The sequence below is a fragment of the Aquimarina sp. AU119 genome (genome assembly GCF_900312735.1).
GTDB classification, from domain to species: domain Bacteria; phylum Bacteroidota; class Bacteroidia; order Flavobacteriales; family Flavobacteriaceae; genus Aquimarina; species Aquimarina algiphila.
Genome location: NZ_OMPF01000035.1, coordinates 116,339 through 139,035 on the forward strand (window position 1 = coordinate 116,339; position 22,697 = coordinate 139,035).

A 22,697-nucleotide genomic window follows, 5' to 3' on the forward strand; every position below is an offset into this window, starting at 1 on the left:
AGGTTATCGTTTTAAAACTAAAAAGCCTTTTAGTTTTTTTAGAGTATTACTTTGAGGAATATTAATATTAAAGAAATAAGTCCCTTCTGGTAATTGACCTCCCCCCAGATTGGTTAGACGATTGGCATCTCCTCTAAAGACTCTTGATGTATTATTGTAACCTGAAATTTTAAATACCATATCACCCCAACGATTGTAAATAGAAACAGTATTGTCCGGGTAATTCTCTATTCCGTCAATTTCCCAGAATTCATTAATTCCATCGCCATCTGGTGAAAATCCGTATTTGGTATTATCTTCTACAACTATTATTGGATTTTCTGTAGTAAAACTTTCTTCAATACACCCAGTAGCATCACCTGCAGCATTATAGGGTGTAATCACTACAAATATTTCTGTGTTTTCGGGTAAATCATTTTGTAAATCAAAAGTCGTCATATTGCTTACATCCTGATTGTCTACAACATCATTACCTCCCGAAGTAGTCCCTGCAGAAATTCGATATCCCGTAGCATCGGCTACCTCATCCCAATCTAGATTAGTATCTATCGATACATTTCTAGCTCCGTTAGTTGGTGTAGTCAAAGTAGTACAACCCAGAATTATAGTCATATTTTCTGTAGTAAAACTTTCCTCTATACATCCTGAAGCGTTACCCACAGCATTATAAGGTGTAATTGTTACGAATATCTCTGTATTTTCGGGTAGATCATTTGGGAAATCAAAAGTAGTCATACCGCTCACATTCTGATTGTTTACAATATCATTACCTCCCGAAGTAGTCCCTGCAGAAATTCGATATCCCGTAGCATCGGCTACCTCATCCCAATCTAGATTAGTATCTGTCGATACATTTCTAGCTCCATTAGTTGGTGAAGTCAAAGTAGTACAACCAAGACCAGTAGATAAGGTTTCTGTACTAAAACTTTCTTCTATACACCCTGTAGCATTACCCACAGCATTATAAGGTGTAATTGTTACGAATATCTCTGTATTTTCGGGTAGATCATTTGGGAAATCAAAAGTAGTCATATTGCTTACATCCTGATTGTCTACAATATCAACACCTCCCGAAGTAGTCCCTGCAGAAATTCGATATCCTAAAGCATCAGTTATCGTATTCCAAGCTAGATTAGTATCTAATGCTATATTTCTAGCTCCATTAGTTGGCGTAGTCAAGGTAGTACAACCTGGAAGTACAGCTGTAGTTTCTATTGTAAAACTTTCTTCATTACATCCTGTGGCATCTCCAAAACTATTATATGGGGTTATGGTTACAAAGATTTCTTCCCCTTCTGGTAAATCATTCATTAAGTCGTATGTAGTAACATTATTTACATCAAAATTATTTAAGATATCAGTTCCTCCAGCCGTCGTTCCAACCGTTACTTTATACCCATCTGCATTAGCACTTCCATTCCAGGTTAAATTAGTATCTATTCCTATATCTACCGCTCCATTTAAAGGAGTAATAAGTGTTGTGCAAATTGGCGGAGTATTTAATGTTGATCCACCTGTTCTAAAGTTTTCTTCTAAACATCCGATTGCATCTCCAACGCCATTATATGGTGTAATTGTCACATAAAAAGTTCTATTTTCACTAAGATCACTTGGGAAATCATAGGTAGTTACATTTTTAACATCAATATTATTTGCAATTTCAATACCTCCAGGTGTAGTTCCTACTCTAACCAGGTATCCAGTAGCTCCATCAGAACTATTCCAACTTAAATTGGTATTTACAGGTACATTAATGGCATCATTTAGCGGATTAGAAATAGTGGTACACAGAGGTGCAACAGGAATCAGTTCTGTTGTAAAACTTTCTTCTGTACACCCTGTAGCATTACCCTGTTCGTTATAAGGAGTTAGGGTTACAAATATTTCAGTATCTTCTGGTAAATCATTAGACAAATCAAAAGTCGTTACATTACCGACATCTTCATTATTTAGAATATCGCTACTACCAGCAGAAGTCCCTATCGTTAAAAAGTATCCATCTGCATTTGCAATTGCTCCCCAAAAAAGATCAACATCTACTTCAACATCTGTACTATTTGCAGAAGGTCTGGTAAGCATTGTACAACCAGGAACTGAAGCAGAATTCATCGACAAACTAAAAGTTTCTGCAACACATCCTGTAGCAATACCTTCATCATTTTTAGGTTCAATAAGAACCCGTACACCTGTAGAACCCACAAGCGTATTGACTGCAAATTCGTAAAACTCAGTACTTACAGTTTGGTTAATTACTACATTACTTGGTAATAAAGTGATTGTTAAGTCATATTCTGTTGCGTATAGTGTTGGACTCCAAACAAGGTTAGTATTTACAGGAATATCAATAGCTCCATTTTCTGGTGAGATCAACTGTGTACATTCTGGAATAGGACAATCCCGAATATCTCCTGTAAAAACCCATCCATAGGTATCAATCATAGATTGTCTTTCTTCTATACTATCACAATAAGGCAAGGTTTCTGCACCAAAATTAATCCCTGAAGTTAAAGCTTGTGTAGACCAGGCAATGAGTGTATTATCATAGTTTTCTCGAGTAAGTGCTGTGTTATCCAGCATATCACGCATATTACTAACGTTACTCACATTCCAGCTATCCAAAGATTGATTAAAAGTGGATGCTCCCTGGAACATTGATCTCATACTAACATTACCAATATTCCAAGTGTCCATCGCTTGATTATAAGCAAGAGCGCCAACAAACATAAAATCCATGTTTTGAACTCCATTTATTCTCCATCCATTAAGGGACTGATTAAAAGCAGACGCACCATTAAACATACTAGACATCGTAAGTACACCTCTTACATTCCAATTATTAATAACTTCATTAAAAGCAGTTGCACCTTGAAACATACCTTTCATAGTTGTTACCGAGGCGACATTCCAAGAGTCCATCGCTTGATTATAAGCAGTAGCATTTCTAAACATTTCTTCCATTGTTGTAACAAATGAGACGTTCCAAGAATCTAGATTTTGATTAAACACAGTTGCTCCACTAAACATTTCTTTCATATTTAGTACTTCTTCTGTATTCCAATTTTCTAATGGTTGATTAAACAGAATTGCATCTTTAAACATACTTTCCATATTCGTAACAGAAGCTACTTCCCAATTACTTATTGGATTATCAAATATTGATGCCCCTTTAAACATGTATTGCATTAGAGTAACAGAACTTACATCCCAGGTATTTAATGGTTGATTAAAAGCTATAGCATCTTCGAACATAGAATTCATAGATGCTACTGCACTTACATTCCAATTACCAATGGGTTGGTTAAAAACAGTAGCCCCTCTAAACATATTATTCATGGTTACTACAGAGTTTACATCCCAGTTAGAAAGTGGTTGATTATAAGCAATAGCAAACTCAAACATACCTCCCATAAATCTAACATTAGTAACCGCCCAATTATTAATATTTTGATTGAAACTAGAAGCATACGAAAACATACTAGACATGTTTACCACAGAAGTTACCTGCCATTGATCTAAAGGTTGATTAAATGAGTTTGCACTTCTAAACATACTGGACATATTGGTTACATTACTCACATCCCAAGTATTTAAAGGTTGGTTAAATGAACTCGTAATGTTGAACATATTTTGCATATCAATTACTGTACTCACATCCCATAAGTCTAAGGGCTGATTAAACTGTTTTGCATTGTAAAACATTCTTCTCATTGTAGTCACTTTTCCCATAGTCCAACTATTTAGCTCTCCATTAAAAACCTCTGCAGAACTAAACATTTCTTCCATCTCTTCAACATTGCTTACGTCCCAATTATTAAGTGACTGATTAAAACTTCTAGCATTGGCAAACATTCTTTTTGTAGTAGTTACTTTAGCAACATTCCACCTATTTAAAGGCTGATCAAAAGCTTCACTATCGTTAAACATATCACTCATATTAGTAACATTTCCTACATCCCAAGTATTTAATGGTTGGTTAAAGGCTTTTGCGGTGTTAAACATATTAGTCATGGTAGTCACATTACTTACATCCCAATTATCTAATGGTTGATTAAATATTTCGGCCTGATAAAATAAATTTGCCATGTTTGTCACGTTACTTACATCCCAATTATTAATATTACCATTAAATAATTTGTTCCTTCTAAACATCCGAGCCATGCTAATCACATTGGATAAATCTGGTACATCGATTGCGTTATATTCCATATTATCACAAAACCAAAAAGCTTGCTGCATAGTTTGCCAGGGTTGTGTCCCCCATTGATCTACAGAGATTAGTTTTTTATTATCTCTATCTGTTCTCCCATAAGAATGCGAAGGATAATCCCCTATAATTGCAATTGTATAAATCCCCGGGATTAAATAGGTATGTGTAATTTCATTCGTAACATTATTATCATATTGATTATCTCCCCAATCAATAGAGAAATTGAAATCATAACCTCTTACGGTTTCAATGATCAATTGGTTTGCTGCACTTGAACTTCTATCTAAATTCCTGGTATCTACAGTGAATTTAAAGGCATCTGGGCTATTTACCCAACTTTCTACTGTTTTAAATTGTATTTCTTCACATCCTACAGCAGGCCCTTCATCATTATAAGGTATAACGGTTACAAAAACATTGTCTCCAGGAATAAATTCATTGGTAAAATCTACTCCAACTACATTACCAACATCTTCATTATCATAAATTACTTGTATTATATCTCCTGCATCATTTTCTCTTCGTATACTTATAAAATATCCTGTGGCATTAGGCGCCGGATTCCATCTAATATCAGAATTAGCAGGTACGTTGGTATCTCCATTTACGGGTGATATAATTGAAGTACATAATACAAAAGAGCAATTAACAGCATCGCCGCTAATAGTCCAATTATGATCATCTATGAGTTCTTGCCTTGCAGTTAATGCATTACAATAGGTTAAATTTAAAGCTCCCAAGGACACGTCATTCATCACATTTTGAGAAGCCCAACCTATGAGTGTATTATCATAGTTCTCTTGAGTCATACCTGTATTATTCAACATATTAGCCATACCCTCTACACTGGTTACATTCCAAGACGCTAAATTTTGATTAAAAGCTGTAGCCTGGTTAAATGTGTTGTTCATAGCAGTTACATCGCCTACATCCCAATTGTCTAATGGTTGGTTAAATAGAGTTGCTCTAAAGAACATAGATGTAATATTGTTCAAGCTAGTTGTAGTCCAATTATTAATTGATTGATTAAACTGAGAAGCATTAAAAAACATTTGCTCCATATTGGTAACCGAGCTTACATTCCAGGTAGTTAGCGGCTGATCAAAGGCTGTACAATTTTTAAACATTTCGCTCATATCCGTAACTTTACTTACCACCCAGTTACTTAGAGGTTGATTAAAAATCATGATTCGGTTATCGCCAGAAAACATTCCTTTCATATTGGTAACATTACTAACATCCCAATCGTTGAGCGATTGATCAAAAGCTCTGGCTCTCTCAAACATTCTACTCATATCTGTAACATTCTGTACATTCCAATTATCCAATGGTTGATTAAATGATGCACATCTAAAGAACATCGCACTCATAGTTTCAACATTTTCTACATTCCAATTATTGAGTGGTTGATTAAAAATCATGTCTAAAAAGCCAGCGAACATCTCTGACATATTCGTCACTTTGCCAACATTCCAACTATTGAGGGGTTGATCAAACTCACGTGCTCTATAAAACATTCTAAACATAGTGGTTACGTTCGCTACATTCCAATTATCCATGGGGTTATTGTATCGCAAAGCGACTTCGAACATCCTCGACATATTGGTCACATTACTCACATTCCAAGCATTAATATTTTGGTTAAAACTTGTGGCTGAATTAAACATCCTGCTCATATTCGTTACAGATGATGTATTCCAACTATCCAAAGGTTCATTAAAATTGGAGCTTTGAAACGTTTCTGACATATCTGTTACCCTACTTGTATTCCAATTAGCCAAAGGTCTATTAAAACGAGTATTTGAAAACATTCCAGAAATGTCTGTTACTGTACTTATATCCCAATTATTCACAATTCCATTGAATACGTCACAATCTCGAAACATATTTTTAAGACTGGTTACTCGAGATAAGTCTGGAGAATCTATAGCATCAAAGTTTAAGTTTTCACATCCATAAAAAGCATTCTCCATAGTCTGCCACTCGATAATACCCCATTCTAGAATCTCGATGATTTTCTCCTTATCCCCTGTGTCATTAAAATAAATAGCAGGAAAAGCACCACTTATTTTCACGGTATAACTTCCTGCTGTGGCGTACGTATGCGTTATATCACCTGTTACCCCTGTGTTACTACTTCCATCACCCCAATCAACAGTATAATTATAAGTAAAAGCCGGGTTAGTAGGTATTGTAATTTCATTGTTTGCAGAACTACCTGGTTGCGTTGTATCCCATATCGAAGTAAATTCACCTATAAAACTAGAGAACTCCAATTCTTCGTTATCTGATTTTAAACAAAAACTATAGCAAGTGGGTAAAATAAACAGATAACATATTACAAAATATAATAGCGTACGTAGGTGTATATTTTTTATCATAAGTACGATTTAAAAGGTCAATTTTCTCTTTACTTTTGAATTAAAAACAGTTCACATCTGACTGAATTTATTGTGTACGCAAAATGAGTGTCAGCAATATTTAAGTAAAGTCTGATAATCCTTGTTTTTATTATCATCAAAACTATAGATAAATCTTAGCGAAGGCGTTTCAAGTTATAATGTGGAACCTAAAAATGTGGCTTAAACACTCCTTTTTCTATGTATCAAAGGTGTGACAGCTACTATGTTTTGGAATACTTTATTAAAAGAAATTTTACTTTTAAATCTATTTCATAGCAGATAAACAGAAGATGTGTTCTTGATAATTTGAAGTTTTTATTACCCCATTAATTTGATTTATTATATAGAAGTATATAACCTTACCTGATAAAACAAATTTTAATCAAAAAAGAACTTTTCTAAAAGTATATAATTGGAATCCAATATGAAGAGTTTGGAAGATCAATACTACAGGAGAATCTTAAAAAGAAGCCGAGTTTTAGAGTCATAAACTCATTTTACTCGGCTTACTTCAAGTGTTAAATACTTTGATCACTTCTCCCTAGATATTTTCCAAAACTATGGTATCCAAATCTCCATCCAAAATACGATTCCCAAGTATATTAAAAGGGTTTTTATTTTCTTGTTGTAATTCACAATCCAATTGATGCCAATATGATTGAATTTTCTGCAATGAATCTATACAATAGGTTTCTGTCAGCATATTATAATCATTAGCTAATTCTTTATTTGCAGCGTTAGTTCTAGACAAACAGCAGGATATAAGATATATTTCTCTAACAATTTTGTTTGTCAAAATCATGATTCTTTGCTTGGCAAATAGTTCTTCTTTATCAAATGACTTCACCAGATATTTAATATGATTTCCTAACTTAACGACTTCATCATTTACTTTTATAAGATGCTCTTTATTTAGTGATGATAAATTCTGTGCTTCTTTAACAATCTCTTCTGCTACACCAAAACTATTTTTAACTACATCGATATCAAAATCACTATTATAATAAAATGCTTCTAACCAAAGTTGCGTAGAACGATTATCTATCTGAAAATCAACCCCTCCTGAAATTCTTAACCCTCTTATATCTCTAAACACTTGTTCTAACTCTATTGCAGAATACCCTATTTCCTTTTTGCTTTGTGCTTTTTCGTACCCTTCTGCTCCAAAAACAGCTATCGTCCTATCTGCGATATGATTTGCAAATAATGTAGTTATATTTTTTGTAGAAAACAGTTCCCACCATCTATCCGCCAGATTTTCAAAATCTATATTGATTATTCCCCATTTTATAACAGATTCCATAGCAAATATTTCTGCTGCTGTTTGAGATATTTTTCTTTGTATTTCTTCATATTCACCCAAAGAAATTCCATTAATTTTTTTTCTATTACAGAAATCCTTCATCCATGTCAGGCATTTTTTAGAAACAGCTAACGATGCAGAAGTAAGAGAAAACATTCTTCCCAAAGCACTAATAGGCTCTAATAAAAATGTATCTCTCCAATGCCCCTCTTTCATAGACACCATTTTATTTTTATGAACTTTTACATTATTAAAATTAAGCGCTGCTATAGGAAACCCTCTTAGTCCCATGAGATCATGAACCTTATCCACAGAGAACCCCTGATTTTTAGTATCTACAATAAACAAGCAACCTTCATCAGTACCATCTTCTTTTGTTACCGTTGTAGAAACGATAAGAATATCTGCAATCGATCCATTAGCTATATATACCTTTCTACCATTAATGATATAATGTTCACCATCTTCGCATAGTGTTGCCGTAGTACTTACTAATCGATTTGCAGCACCTGTTGGTTCTGTATCAGCCCAACCAGAAAAACCTCCATTTCTTAATTCTTCTGATATGTAATCTTTAAGATATCCTTCGGGTAAAGCGCTGAGAATAGAACCCGCACCAAATGCATTATGTGTGGCTAGAGTAAATCCGGCAGGAAAACAATTACGAATAGCTGTTTGCAAAATTCTAAAAGTATTATAATGAGATAATTCGTGCCCATCATATTCTTTAGGCAATTGAAGACGAGTAAAGCCTTCCTCAGTTATTAATTTTAAATATCTAGCAGGTAACATACCTGTATCCTCAATATCTTCTTTTTTTACATTTTCATTAAGAATTTGATCAATTCTTTCACAAAACTTGTCACCAATCTCTTTCTCTGATGCCGATTGTTCTGGAAATGCTTTGACCATATCCCATTTAAAAATTCCTAGATAAACGTTAGCAAGAAAGCTTTTTTCAATATTTTTTGACCAAAGGTAATTCATAATACATTTTTTTAATGAGTATATATTTCTTTAAGTGATTTAAGTGATGTGTTTTTTGAAAATAATATAGGTATTGATGATAAAATACTTCCTATTGCTGCCACCAACAAAGTGTTTCTAACTCCAATTTGTTCTCCCAATAAACCTCCAAGAAAAGCTCCAAGAGGAACAGTTCCCCAAATTATAAATCGAATAGTTGCATTCATTCTTCCCATTAAATTTAATGGTGTAATAGCTTGTCTAAGACTGATTTGATTTATATTGAAAACCGCAATATTTAATCCTGCCAAGGAAAGTGACAAACCTATAATATACATAGCGTACTCCCCTTGTACAAAAGGTAAAATCAATAACGAAATTCCGGGAAGAATAGAAGATATCGCTAAAACCTTACCCAGGTAAAATTTATTGACTATGATTTTATTTATAAACGTCCCTAGAATAGCCCCTATATTACCCATGGATAGAATAATTCCATATTCAAAGGGAGATAGCTTTAAGGTTGATAATATATATATTGGTAAGATAGCCTGAATCATACCAAATAAATCGAACATATTGGCAATACTCATAGAAATAGCTATAGGTTTCAAATACTTATTTTTAACAACGAACCTTAATCCTTCTCTAATTTCACTGAAAATTCCAGGTTTTTTTTTGTCTAAAACTGTTTTTTGCTTAGGTATTTTTATATTATAAATAAAAATACCGGACAAAAAATAACTTATCGAATCTATTAGAATTGCAATGGGTGCAGAAAATATTTTGATCATGAATCCTGCTATGGTTGGTCCAACCATCTGCGATGTTGTATAAGAAGTCCCCAATTTACTATTACCTTCTGTTAATTGTTCTTTAGGTAAAATTTCTGGTAAGAAAGATTGATTACTGATATCAAAAAAAACAGTGAAAATCCCATTACAAAAAGCGATGATGAACAATAGTGGAATAGTTAGAAAATCCATACTATAAAGTATAGGAACTAATATTAAAATTGCTCCTCTGCACATATCACAAACGATCATTAACCTTTTAATAGATAATCTATCAACCCAGGCTCCCGCTGGAAGTCCAAATAGTAAAAAAGGGAGATAAGACATCGCTGTCAATAAACCAACTTGTAATGTAGAGGCATTTAACAATTTAATTGCGATAATTGGGAGAGCCACTACAGTCACTTGTGTCCCAACAAGACTTAAAATCTGTGCGACCCATAGCTTTTTAAAATTACTATGCCCGAATAAGCTTTTCTTGTGCGCTTTCAATGTTTCTTATCAATTAAATTAATAATCTTTGATGCCAAAGCAGATGGAGTGGGTGTTTTAAAAATTTCGCGCACAGATAACTTTACGGCAAATGTGGATTTTACCTCTTTAAAAAGTTTAAGTGCCATTAGAGAATCTCCTCCATTATTAAAAAAATTAGAGTCACCCTTTATTTCTTTATTTCCAAGAATTCTAATGAAAAGTAATTCGATTTGTTTTCGTATTTGTTCTTCATTACCTGGTTTGATAGGATGAGGTTTTGAAGACAATTTTTCTATTTTATTTTTATCAGAATCTAAATGAGTATCGCTTACGGAATAATTTTTATTATCAAAAGCATATCCCGGCAATGCTACTCGCCAAGGTTTTTCTAATGAATAAAAAAACTTCCAATGTACCGTTACACCAGCTTTCCATAGTTCTCCTATACTTTCCAAAAAACCAATGTATTCTGAAACCTCATCTTTAATGTGTGGAATACTTCCAAATATCTTACTTTCTTCAAAATAAGAATTCTGATTGATTAACGTAGATAACGTTTGCCCTGGCCCAAGTTCCAGAAAAGAATAATCTCCCTTTTTGAGGATAAAATCACAACATTTTTTAAAATCAATAGTATTTCTCAAATGATCTACCCAGTATTGAGGATTTGTTGCTTCGTTAGCCTCCAATGCTCTTCCATAATGATCAGATATCATCGTAATTTTAGGAGGGAAGAATTGTAATGTATGTATGTATTCTGAAAAATCCTTTAAGAATGGATCCAATAGATGAGAATGCGCAGCGCTTTTAATATGAAGCCATCTATATTCAATATTTTGTGCTTCAAGTTTAGTTATATATGTTTCAAGATCTTTTTTCTTACCAGATAGCACAGTTTGATTAGAGGAATTTCTAGCCGCGATCGAAACGCCATATCTTTCTATATCCTCGCTGACTTCTCCTAGAACTGCGATCATTGCTCCTTGATCTATACGTTCTAGAATTCCTGATCTTTTGACTATGATTTTTATAGCAGTTTCTAATGAAAATATCCCTGAAACCACTGCCGCTGCATAAGCACCTAAACTATGACCTAAAACCATAGCGGGTTTTAATTCAAGAAGGGTCATGTAATATTGTGACAATGCATATTCTATCGAAAATATTGCTGCCTGCGCATAAGTCATTTCATGAATTTGATCTCCTTCTTCCGAAAAAAGAATGGTTTTTAAGGGTATCCCAAAACTCTCAAATATATCGAAACACTCATCTAAAAAACCTTTAAAAACAGGCTCCTGATCATACAACTGCTTCCCCATTTGATTATATTGCCCACCCTGACCTGAAAAAACAAAAACAAAGGAATCCTTATTCGTCGTTAGAGGTATTTGTCCAAAATCAAATTGAGACTTGATATGTAATTCATTTATCAGTTCTTTAAAAGATGACGCAACAACATAGGTTTTATATGGCAATGGTGAACGACCCGTTTGCATGGTCCAGGCTACCTCCTCAAGATAGACATCTTTATAATCAAATTTTGAATATTTGTTTATTAGTTTTGAAAGTGCATTTGTTGTTTTTGCTGAAATCGGAAAAACGAATTTTTTATTAACGTATATCTCTTGTTTCTCTTTTACAAAATTTTCTAAAATTGCATGAGCATTGGTTCCTCCAATTCCTAAAGAACTAACTGCCGCTACTCTTCGATTTGATTTCCAGTTCTTGTTTTCTGAAACTACTTCGAGACGACTGTTGGTAAAATCAATTTTAGAGTTTGGTGTGTTAAAATGAAGGCTTGCCGGAATTATCCCGTTACTAACCGTTAATGACGTCTTTATTAACCCACAAATCCCTGCTGCGGCATCGGTATGTCCAATATTTGATTTTACAGACCCTATCCAACATTTATCTTTATGATTTGTAGTAAGAGAGTTATACACTTTATTTAGTGCTGTGACCTCGATAGGATCTCCTAATTCTGTTGCAGTACCATGAGTCTCGATATATTGTACATCTCCGGGAATAGTGTCTGATATTTCAAGAGCTGTATTAAATACATCTACTTGTCCCTGAATACTTGGCGCTGTAAATCCGATTTTAAGATTACCGTCATTATTTACAGAGGTTCCTCGTATCACAGCAATGATATTATCCTTATTTAAGACAGCTTCTTCAAGTCTTTTTAACACCACAACACCTACTCCATTACTCGCAACCGTTCCATTAGCCTTTTGATCAAAAGCTCTACACTTTCCATCTTGAGATAGAACTCCACCTTCCATATATTCACTAAATATTGGGCTGGCATGAACACTAGAACCTCCAGCCAAAGCAATATCACAATCTCCTAACAATAGGCTATTACAAGCTTGATGTACTGCAACCAGGGAGGTCGAACAAGCAGTTTGAACAGTGATTGCAGGGCCTCTTAGCCCCAATTTATAGGCAACTCTACTAGATAAAAAATCAATTCCATTTGCCAGCCTAAGTTGCCACGATGTTGTTTTACTTCTAACTTCTTTATTTTCTTCCAGAGTTCTTAGATAATCTGTTTCACTAGATCCTGCATAAATGCCAATTAATCCATTAAAATCTTCAATCATTACACCTCCTTGCTCTAAAGCTTCATAAGCACAAGTAAGAAACAATCGCTGTTGAGGTGACGTGATAACAGCTTCATTATCAGAAAACTTAAAAAAATCTGCATCAAATGATGTTTCTTCTCCAAGGACTCCAAAAGATGTAATTAAATCCTTGGAGATATTTTCTTTTTTTATATTGAAATGAGATGCTATTTGTTCTTTGGAAAAATGACTAATGCCTTCAAGATTCTCTAATAGATTGTTCCAAAAAGAAAAAACATCTGAAGCCCCTGGGAACTTCCCGGACATTCCTATAATTGCAATTTTCCCTTCTAAATTATTGTTTGCTGTCATTATTTCGTTCGTGATCTATCAATAATAATTTTTATACATTTTTTATTCTAACTCCTCTACTCATAGCTTTTTTCCTAAGTGAAGCTCTATTATTGTTTTCTAATACGATATCTGTCTTTTGATCATTTCCATTGATATATTTTGAAATGTCAACAATAGTTGAATATTCAAAAAATGTCATTATAGGAATGTTCACACCTATTTTTTCTTGTATTAGCGATTGCATTTCTACAATTTTTAAGGAATGCCCTCCCAGATCAAAAAACTTATCGGTTACAGAAAAATTAGAATGCCCCAGAATCTGATTCCAAATATCTATAAGATGTTTTTCTAACTCGCTGCTAGGTCTGATATCTACAGGGTCTTTTTTACTTTCCAAAGTCGGAATTGGTAATTTCTTCTCATCGATTTTACCATTAGAAGTCAACGGCATGTTATCTAATTCAACAATATGAGTTGGAATCATATACTCAGGTAATTTCTTCCTAAGATTCGCTTTAATTACTTCACTATTCCTATTTTTTATTTTCTCATTGCTTGTATAACAACAAATCAAATGTTCATCATTATTATAAACACGTACAAAGGTGTGCGCCTTTTTTACTTCCTCAATCTCCTGTACATTTTTAGTTATTTCCTCTAACTCTATTCTAAATCCTCTAATTTTTACTTGTGTATCTCTTCTACCAATAAAATATAACTCTCCGCTTATTAGAACACGTACCATATCCCCCGTTCTGTATATTTTATCTTCTTTATGATTTGAATATGGGTTAGATATAAACGTATTTTTAGATAATTCTTCATCTCCTAAATAACCACTAGCGAGACCATCTCCTCCAATATATAATTCTCCTACACCTCCAATGGGAACCCTATTTAGTTGATCATCTAAGACATAAATAGTCGTATTTTTAATGGGTTTCCCAATACTTGGCAATGAAGAAATTTTACAATATGAAGTAACTTCTGATGATGTTGCAGTTATAGTAGTTTCTGTTGGGCCATATTGATTATACAGTTTCCAATTTATATCTTTTGAAGGTCTCACGGTGAGCTTCTGTCCTCCAGTCAACATAATCCGTAAATCTGATTTTGACGGCCATTTTAATTGTAGTAATCTTTCTACCAAAGGGGTAGGAACATCACAAACCGTTATCTCATTTTCTATAATAAATTTTTGTAATGAAGTAGGGTTTAGTATATCCTCCTTTTGCACATTATATAGTGTTCCTCCCACGGCTATTGGCGGCCAAATTTCAGCTAATGAAGCATCAAATCCAGATGAGTATAGCAAAGTAGATTTATCTTTAGAGGTTAAAGAAAACTCTTCGATATGCCAATTTATATAATTGAGCAATGCTTTTCTTGGAATCATAACTCCTTTAGGTTTTCCTGTAGAACCAGAAGTATAAATTATATAGGCCAGATTGCTACCAGTAACATTTAATAATTGTAGATCTTCTAAAGATAGATATTCATTTTCCGAAATTAAAGAGGACAAGTTGATTATAGAAATCATAACGTCCATAACTACCTCTTTTTCTATATCTTGATTTGTTATAAGCCCTTTACAATTGGCATTTGTTAGAATATATCTTTTCCTTTCAGATGGAGTATCTGGTGTAATAGGAACAAATGCAACTCCATATACTAAACATGCAATTTGAGAAGCAATCATAGATACACCTTTATCCAGATGTAATCCTACAATATCGTTTTCTTTTAAATCTAAGGAAGATAGATGTTTTATGATGCATTTTACTTGATCATATAAATCCTTATACGTAGTCATACCCTCTTGAGAATGTAAAGCCACTGTTTTGTCATTCGATTTAAAAGTTTTTAATAGCTGTTCATAAGAATTAATTTTTGATTGAGTTGAATTTTGATCATCTTTTGTATTAAAATGAGAGGTCATCATTTTAAGTTCTGTATTACATACAGATGGTATTTCCTCTACAGCTTTATCATAATGATCAACTAAGTTTTCTAGCAAAAATTGATAGTTATTTACCATTCTAATCATGCTATCGCGCTCAAACAGTCCTTTATTATATTCCCAAATAATATTGATTCTGTTATCTACAAAACGTGAATTCCCTTGATACCTTTCTGATTTTGGAATAATTACTACATCGATATCTTGCTTTGCCGAGCTATTGCCTTCTTCATGAATTGTACATTTAGCATTCCCTAATACTGGTTCTGCAACAGGGGCATCATGAAAGCTAAACATAGTTTGAAAAATAGGATTATAACTTAAGTCTCTCTTGATATTTAGTTCTTTCACGATATTAGGAAACGGACAAGATTGATGTGTATGAGCCTCCATAATTTCATCTTGTATATACCTTGCTAATTCGAGAAATGAGCTTTTTTTATCCATTAGGCATCGAATCACAATTGCATTAACAAACATGCCGATTACTCTTTCAGTTTCATGAGGTTGGCGATTGGCTACCGCAGAACCTATATTAATATCGTCTTCTAAAGTATATTTATGTAAGAGCAATGCAAAAGCTGTAAACATTGTTGAAAACAAAGTAACTCGATTGTTTTTACTAAAACCCTTAATTTTTTCAGACAAGGATAATGGGAGGTCAAATCGTATTTGGTCTCCTTTAAAACTTTGAATTTTGGGCCTGGCAAAATCTACTGGTAATGGTGTAAGTCTTGGTGCATCTTGTAATTTATTTTTCCAAAAATTCAAATGCTTATCCATTGCACCAGAATTAATCTTATTGCGTTGCCAAATGGAATAATCTGCATATTGAATAGCCAGAGGTGCTAATGAAATCTTATTTCCATTAACTAAATCATTATAAATGGTATGTAATTCGTTCATTAATAATGAATATGAGACTCCATCGTGAACGATATGATGCTCAATAAGTAAAAGGTCAAATAATTCATCCTCAATTTGAATCAAAGTGAATCTACATAACGGCAGCTGTTTTAGGTTAAAAATATGAGCAAGTTCTTGATGCTTAATTTTACTTCTTTCATGCTCTTTTTCTTCATTTTCATATGATCTTATATCTATATGGTCAATAGAAAAAATAAAATTAGGATGTACTTTTTGTTTAGGTTTCCCATCCTTCTCTTCATAGGTAGTTCTTAAAAGTTCATGTCTGTTAAAAATTTCCTGTAATGTCTGTTCCAGAATTGGGATGTTAATGGCTCCCTTTATTCTAAGGCTAGTCTGAGCGTTATAAGCATTACTATTGGGAGCATATTGTTGAAGAAACCAAACCTGTTCTTGCTGAACAGACAATGGGATTTCTCCTTCTTTTCTTATTTCCTGAATATTTGCAGATTCTGAAACCTTATTTGAACTTTCTATTATTTTTACTAATTGATGAATCGTTGCATTCTTCCAGAAATCTTTAATCGTAATTTCTATTTTATAAGTTGAACGAATTCTTTCTAAAATTTGAATTGCTGCCAATGAATTACCACCCAAATTAAAAAAGTCTTCATGGATCCCTATATTTTTTCTCTTAAGTATTTCACACCAAAAACAAACCAGATTTTCCTCTAAAGGATTAGAAGGTGGGTCTATTTTTCTATTATCTAATTGTTGAATTTCAGGGTTTGGGAGTTGTTTAGCATCAATTTTACCATTTTTATTCAAAGCAAAATCATGAATAAGTATCAATTTTGTAGGAAGCATGTATTTGGGTAATAGTGCTTCTAAGTGCGTATAAATTTCTTGCTCTCCAGGAGCTTGTCTATATATTTTAGGACTAAAATATGAGACCAAATAGGGAGTTTTATTTTGTTGATTATCTTCAAAAAAAACTTTGGTATAGGCTTCCTTTATATCAGGATGTTTTCTGAGGCTGACAGTTATTTCCTCAATCTCAACTCTATTTCCAAGAATCTTAACCTGATTATCGACTCGTCCACAGAATTCGATATCCCCATCCTTAGTCCATTTACCCAAATCCCCAGTTTTATACATAATTGTATTTACAGATGTTCCAAAAGGATTTTTGATAAATTTTTCTTTGGTCAATTCAGGATCACCATAATACCCTTTAGCTAATCCTTCTCCGCTTATAAACAACTGTCCTATTTCTCCATCATTTACTTTTTCCTGATACTCATTAAGTATGTACACTTCTGTATTTTTTATAGGTCTTCCAATAGTAGGAGTTTTATAGGTATCTCTATGATCTGATAATACTTGCCCTGCAGTTGTACATACCGTATATTCACTAGGACCATAATTATTGTATATTTTAAACGGTATATTTTTATCTGGAAAACTGTACATTTTGTCACCTGCAACAATCATTGTTCTTAATTGACTTTCTTTTGGCCACTCTAATGTGAGCATTATTTCTGCTAACGGAGTAGGGATAAAGCAATGATGAATTCGACAACTTGAAATCCATTCTACTAAATAGGAGGGTAACGTTTTTTTCTCCGGATCAGGAAAAACAATAGTTGCTCCTACCATTAAGGCAGGCCATATTTCACCTATAGAAGCATCAAAACCTGAAGCAGCAATCGATGATACTCTTGATTCCTGATCAAGTCTATAATAATTAGCTTGCCATTTACAGAAATTGTCTAAACCTGCATACGAGATTTCGACATTTTTGGGTCTACCGGTAGAACCGGATGTAGAAATAATATACACTGATGCATCAGATTTGAAAGTATTAAAATCCTCAAATTCTAATGCATTGAGAGGTATATCTTCATTTTTTACATTATTAATATTTAAGGTTTTAAACCTTTTATCAAAATTGGTTTCTTTAAAAGTGATTAGTAGCCTAATATCCAAATCTGATAAAATAGCCTCTACTCTTTTCTTGGGTGTATTTGGCTCTATGGTAACAAAAATTTGTTTATTCAGTAAAACCCCTAATTGCGAAGCTATCAGATCATATCCAGAAGGAAGAAAAAGTGCAATCACTTCCTGTTCCTTAATATCTTTCTCTTTAAGTATTGACGATACGGTGATAGCTCTATTAATAAGCTCACTATAAGAATAATTAACGTTATTTGAAGTTAATGCTATCTGGTTAGGAATTTCAATAGCATTCTTAATAATCTTCTTTAAAAAAGATATTGCTGACTTTTCTTCCATAATGTTCATTTTAGAATAGTTTTAAGTGTATTGATAAATGCATCAAAGTTTTTTTGATAATAAAAATGCCCTCCATTAAAAAGATGCAGTGAGAAATTTGATAAAGTATGCTCCTGCCAAGTTTCTAAAGCATTAATCGCTATAGAATCTTCGGTTCCTCCAAAAACATGAATATCTGTATCTAATGTATCATTTGCAGATGGAGTATGAGTTCCTAAAAGAGCAATATCTGCATTAACGATCTCCACATAGAGTGCTATCAGGTCTTTATCTTTAGTAAACTCTTCAGCAAGTTCTTCAGATAAACTGTACATCATATCAATTAATTCTACTTCATCTACAATTTTCACTCTATCTTTATAAGAATTAGAAATAGGAGATGGTAGCGCAGATACTATGATAGATTTTGGAGTTGGTAAATTATTTTTTTCAATTTTTTTAGCAAGTTCATACGCTATAAGAGCCCCAAGACTGTGACCAAAAAAAAAGAAATTTCCAGAAATTGATTTCCAATCCAAACTATTAAAAATTGATGTCACAAGCTCCTCCAGAGTTTTACTAAACTCTTCTGCTATTCTCGAACCTCTGCCCGGATATTGAACGCCTATTACTTCAAATCCCTCTAAATATTTCCCCCAGTTCATATATAATCCAGGACCGCTTCCACTATGTGGAAAGAAAAAAATTTTAGATTCATCCCCTTGATTTTCTTTAGCCCCTTTTAAAAAGATATTGCTCATAAACAAAAAATAGTATTACATAAAATGTATTAATAATTCATTATTGCCTGATATTCTATTAATGTATCTTGTAAAAAAATGTTACCTGATTTTTTTACTTATTTTTATTTTTTTCCAGAGCTTTCTTTACAACAAAAAGCTCCATTACAACATATTTATCAACGATTACCTCCCTCAACCACCTCAGACGGTATACAATCCAATATTTACTAATGAGGTAGTCACAAGTTTTTTACTTGATATAATCTATAGCGTTAAACATTTAAAGTTTCTATCAAAAAATTAGAAGGGGTTTTAAGGCATGAAGCCCTATTAATTGTACCCTAAAACTATTACAGCAAAAATATTTTAACTCTTTTACAACTTTAAATAGGGTTGGAAAGTAAGTGTTGTAAACAAAAAACATTTTTGGATTAATAATTATTGATAATCTGTAATATTCTAACATAAAATTTTTGATGTCTTTATATTGGTCACATTACATATTATACGTCTACTAGCAAGAGGTAAATAACCTCCTTCAATACTTAAAGGTTTGTTTTCCAAAATAGTTACTGTACTTTTTTCAAGTTTTAATACTCTTTTTTTTAATGATAGAATTATCCAATATTAACACTTGTCATTAATAAGTTAATCATATGAATATTAACATATTGTAAACTCAAAAAATGACTATAACATCAAACAACAGATATCATCAAGTAATTTTTAAATCCCATTTAAAGATATTTTAATGGTAATACCTCAGCAAGAAAACTTTCCTGAAATTTATAAATTCCATGTTGTAATTTGATATACATTTTATTTTTAAAAAAATAAAAATCAACACATTACAATGACTTCATTTCTAAAAAGAAACCTGAGTAGTACAATTTTGGATATTTAATTAACTTATTACTTTTAGGGAGATTAATGTACATTCTATTAAACCAATTTTTCTCAAATTAGGTTTTAAAATCTCTCGTATTGCCAGGCTTTTTAGAATTAAAATAAAATGTTTATTGATTAGAAATACTAAAAATGCTATCTGAATAAATTGTTTTATATTTCCTGTTTACATCATATAATCTCTTAAAGAATATTGTATGATGTAAAAAAGCAAGACAACATTGTCTCGCTTCGGTAAAAATTGTCTTAAAAGTGATCCAGGAGGGATTAACTAGCGTTGATCCCATTACACTCACTACTGCAAATAAGAAACCACGCCAAATGGCGTGGTTTCTTGCTTGATGTGCCTCAGAACCCTCAGAGTTCAAACTTTTTGGTGCAAGATTTGAAAAAGATAAATATGTTTGCAAATAAACACCCTACCCTTTTAACCACTTAAAACCAATGAATTAAATTGTTTTTAAGACAAAGATTAGCGTGCTTTACTATTGAAATCATTTTAACATAAGTTAATAATTTTCATATATGTAAATAAGGATTAATTAGTGCTACTGACAAACCTATAGACTCATAATCCCGAAAGTCCCAGGTTTGAGTCCTGCTCCCGCTACTAAATAGGACTTTTTAGAAATCCCCATATTCCTTCTTATTGTTGCATTTAGAGCAAATAAAAAATTGATTTCGTTGGTTCGATATTGTCTGTTTTCTGGATTAATCATTAAACCTTTAGGAAAAATCAATTCTTGCTGTTTGGTTTTTATTTCAAAACTCCCCAAAGTGGTATTTACTGATGTTTTGCGAAAAAAAATAATTGAGTTTACAAAATCATCAAGGTTAGATATTTATTAATGTATTTAAGTTATTCTTTAATTAGAAAACAGAATTATCAATATTTGCCAGTGCATTACTGATATAAAGTCCAATTGCATGGTAATTAATACGCCATTCTAGTATTTCCTGTTGCCCTATTGGAAAATGGTCAATAAGATCTGGATTCAATGGTGTTGATGTATTCTTTACATCATAATGATCACCTTCACTTTTTGCATATAGGTAGAAGCACCCTTCATGGTAATAAAATTGAGTTTTATAAAATAAAGGAAGGCTAGGTATAGGATCCCAACCATTTACAACTCTATAAAGCTTACTTTGCCCTGAAGGAGGACAACTTTGTAGTTTTGAGTTAAAACATGTAATGAGTCCACTATCTCCTATTTTAGGCTCTCCAAAAGTAGTAACGCTAACAAAATCTGATAGAAATGGACAAGCAAATGCCGAAATAATTGCTTGCGCTGCTCCAAGACTGTGGCCTGTTATATACATGTTTTGTGCATTGTTTTTTCGTTTTGCAACTACTTCTTGAAGTTCATCTAACATTGATAATACACTAAAATAAAAACCTTGATGCACAAGATTATTTTTCATATTCTCAAATGGTGTAAGGATAATATCAAAATCTGCCAGCCAGTTGGCTAGATTAGACGAGCCCCTAAAAACAACAATAACAAAATCTTGATTAGAGAGCACCATAAATCTAAAACTGTCTACATCTTTGATATCTACAATCAAGTTTAATGAGGGACTTTTAGCATTCCATAGATTCACTTGTTCGTTGATACTTCCTATATCAGCGTAAATAAGCCCACATAGCTGTGCAAAAAGGTAATTATTAATAGGGTTATAAGTATTTATGTTTTGAAAGTTAAAAGAAGAAGAATACTCCCCATTATAACCAAAAACGTGTGCCCCTGCCGGATCTTGTATTTTATTATTCATGATTTTATATTTTGAAAGATAAACCCTATCATGCACATATGGATTTGTACCGATAGGGTTTAATGATTAGATTTAAAGTAATGCTGCGGCAAATGGTATTGCCGTATCAATAACCGATCCTATACTCGAAAAGATACCTTCTACTTTTACACCCGACTTGGTGTCACTTTGACTGCTTGAAGAGAGCTCATTATAAATTTTTAATCCAGTATCAGCTATTACAGGAATAGCTTTCGTTACACCGTTTAATAATCCTCCCCAATCAACTCCAAGATCTTCCTTAAAACCAGCAAGCTTCATTTCTTCGGTTGTCAATGGTTGGGCTAAACTTACAGATGACGGGCCAACAATAATTGGAATCAAGTTACCACTTCCTTGCCCATTATGGAGTAATGGACTATCTGCATTAGACAAAGATGTAGTAATAGGAAGTACTTGTAAGCAAATCTGACCAGGTCTACTTTCTTGTAGTGCTTTTGGTGGTAACATAAAGTTAAAAGCTCTATTAGAAGGTGCACTGTTGTTACTAACAATATTAGTGATCATTGTTTGTGTACTACTTTGAGTATTCGGAGTAGCTACAAACGCGATACTACCAGGTTTATTAGTATCACTTACCATAGATCCAGCTATTGTTGAGTCTGGTGTTGGTGGTGTACCGTTTACAAAAATACTCATACTGTCATTAACATAAGAGAAAAGTTGTGGAATTGCAGAAACACCCTTTAATGATGTATCTTTTATTGCACTTGAATTGTCATTGTTCATAATTCTAAATTTTAAAATGATTATTAATTTATTTCCAGGTATTTTTTATACCTGCGTCTAATTAGTGTGAAACGTTTCTTTATTAAGGGTGACGAGCATCTTAATACATGACAAAGGTGATACGAATCTCTTATAAAAATCAGCGTAGAATTACTGTATTAAGAAAAACAGGTAAAAATACGTGCTTAAAAAGATTAATAGATAAAGTGGCAAAAAATATAAAGAGATATAACAATATCAATATCTCAGGATTACTCCTGAATAGTTAGACCATTTTAACTTTTGATGTCTTTATAATTTACTAAACAGAAGAAAAATAGAGGATAGTGTATTAAT

General features: G+C 32.8%; 9 protein-coding genes. All 9 read right to left on the reverse strand.

The annotated features are described in order from the left end of the window. Positions 1 to 3 precede the first annotated feature (3 nt). Complete coding sequence (locus DK442_RS25615) at positions 4 to 6,588, reverse strand: BspA family leucine-rich repeat surface protein (RefSeq protein ID WP_109438764.1); 6,585 nt, start codon at positions 6,586 to 6,588, stop codon at positions 4 to 6. Positions 6,589 to 7,150: 562 nt separating this feature from the next. Beyond that, on the reverse strand, positions 7,151 to 8,899 hold the full coding sequence (locus DK442_RS25620; RefSeq protein WP_109438765.1) for an acyl-CoA dehydrogenase family protein: 1,749 nt from the start codon (positions 8,897 to 8,899) through the stop codon (positions 7,151 to 7,153). An 11-nt stretch (positions 8,900 to 8,910) separates the two neighbouring features. Then, positions 8,911 to 10,164 (reverse strand): MFS transporter, encoded by a 1,254-nt coding sequence (locus tag DK442_RS25625; RefSeq protein ID WP_109438766.1) that lies wholly within the window; start codon positions 10,162 to 10,164, stop codon positions 8,911 to 8,913. After that, positions 10,161 to 13,085, reverse strand: a complete 2,925-nt coding sequence (locus DK442_RS25630) for a type I polyketide synthase (protein WP_109438767.1) — start codon at positions 13,083 to 13,085, stop codon at positions 10,161 to 10,163. Before DK442_RS25630 ends, DK442_RS25625 begins: the two co-directional genes overlap by 4 nt. Before the next feature lie 31 nt (positions 13,086 to 13,116). Then, positions 13,117 to 18,189 (reverse strand): non-ribosomal peptide synthetase, encoded by a 5,073-nt coding sequence (locus DK442_RS25635; RefSeq protein ID WP_160114362.1) that lies wholly within the window; start codon positions 18,187 to 18,189, stop codon positions 13,117 to 13,119. A 5-nt stretch (positions 18,190 to 18,194) separates the two neighbouring features. After that, complete coding sequence (locus DK442_RS25640; RefSeq protein ID WP_109438769.1) at positions 18,195 to 18,929, reverse strand: thioesterase II family protein; 735 nt, start codon at positions 18,927 to 18,929, stop codon at positions 18,195 to 18,197. A 1,448-nt stretch (positions 18,930 to 20,377) separates the two neighbouring features. Next, the gene (locus tag DK442_RS25650) at positions 20,378 to 20,557 is read right to left on the reverse strand and encodes a hypothetical protein (RefSeq protein ID WP_160114363.1); all 180 of its coding nucleotides are present in this window, start codon (positions 20,555 to 20,557) and stop codon (positions 20,378 to 20,380) included. Between the two features lie 130 nt (positions 20,558 to 20,687). Further along, positions 20,688 to 21,593 carry a lipase family protein gene (locus DK442_RS25655; RefSeq protein ID WP_109438772.1) on the reverse strand — a complete coding sequence of 302 codons (906 nt, stop codon included), beginning with the start codon at positions 21,591 to 21,593 and terminating at the stop codon, positions 20,688 to 20,690. A 72-nt stretch (positions 21,594 to 21,665) separates the two neighbouring features. Continuing rightward, positions 21,666 to 22,361 carry a hypothetical protein gene (locus DK442_RS25660; protein ID WP_109438773.1) on the reverse strand — a complete coding sequence of 232 codons (696 nt, stop codon included), beginning with the start codon at positions 22,359 to 22,361 and terminating at the stop codon, positions 21,666 to 21,668. Between the last annotated feature and the right edge of the window lie 336 nt (positions 22,362 to 22,697).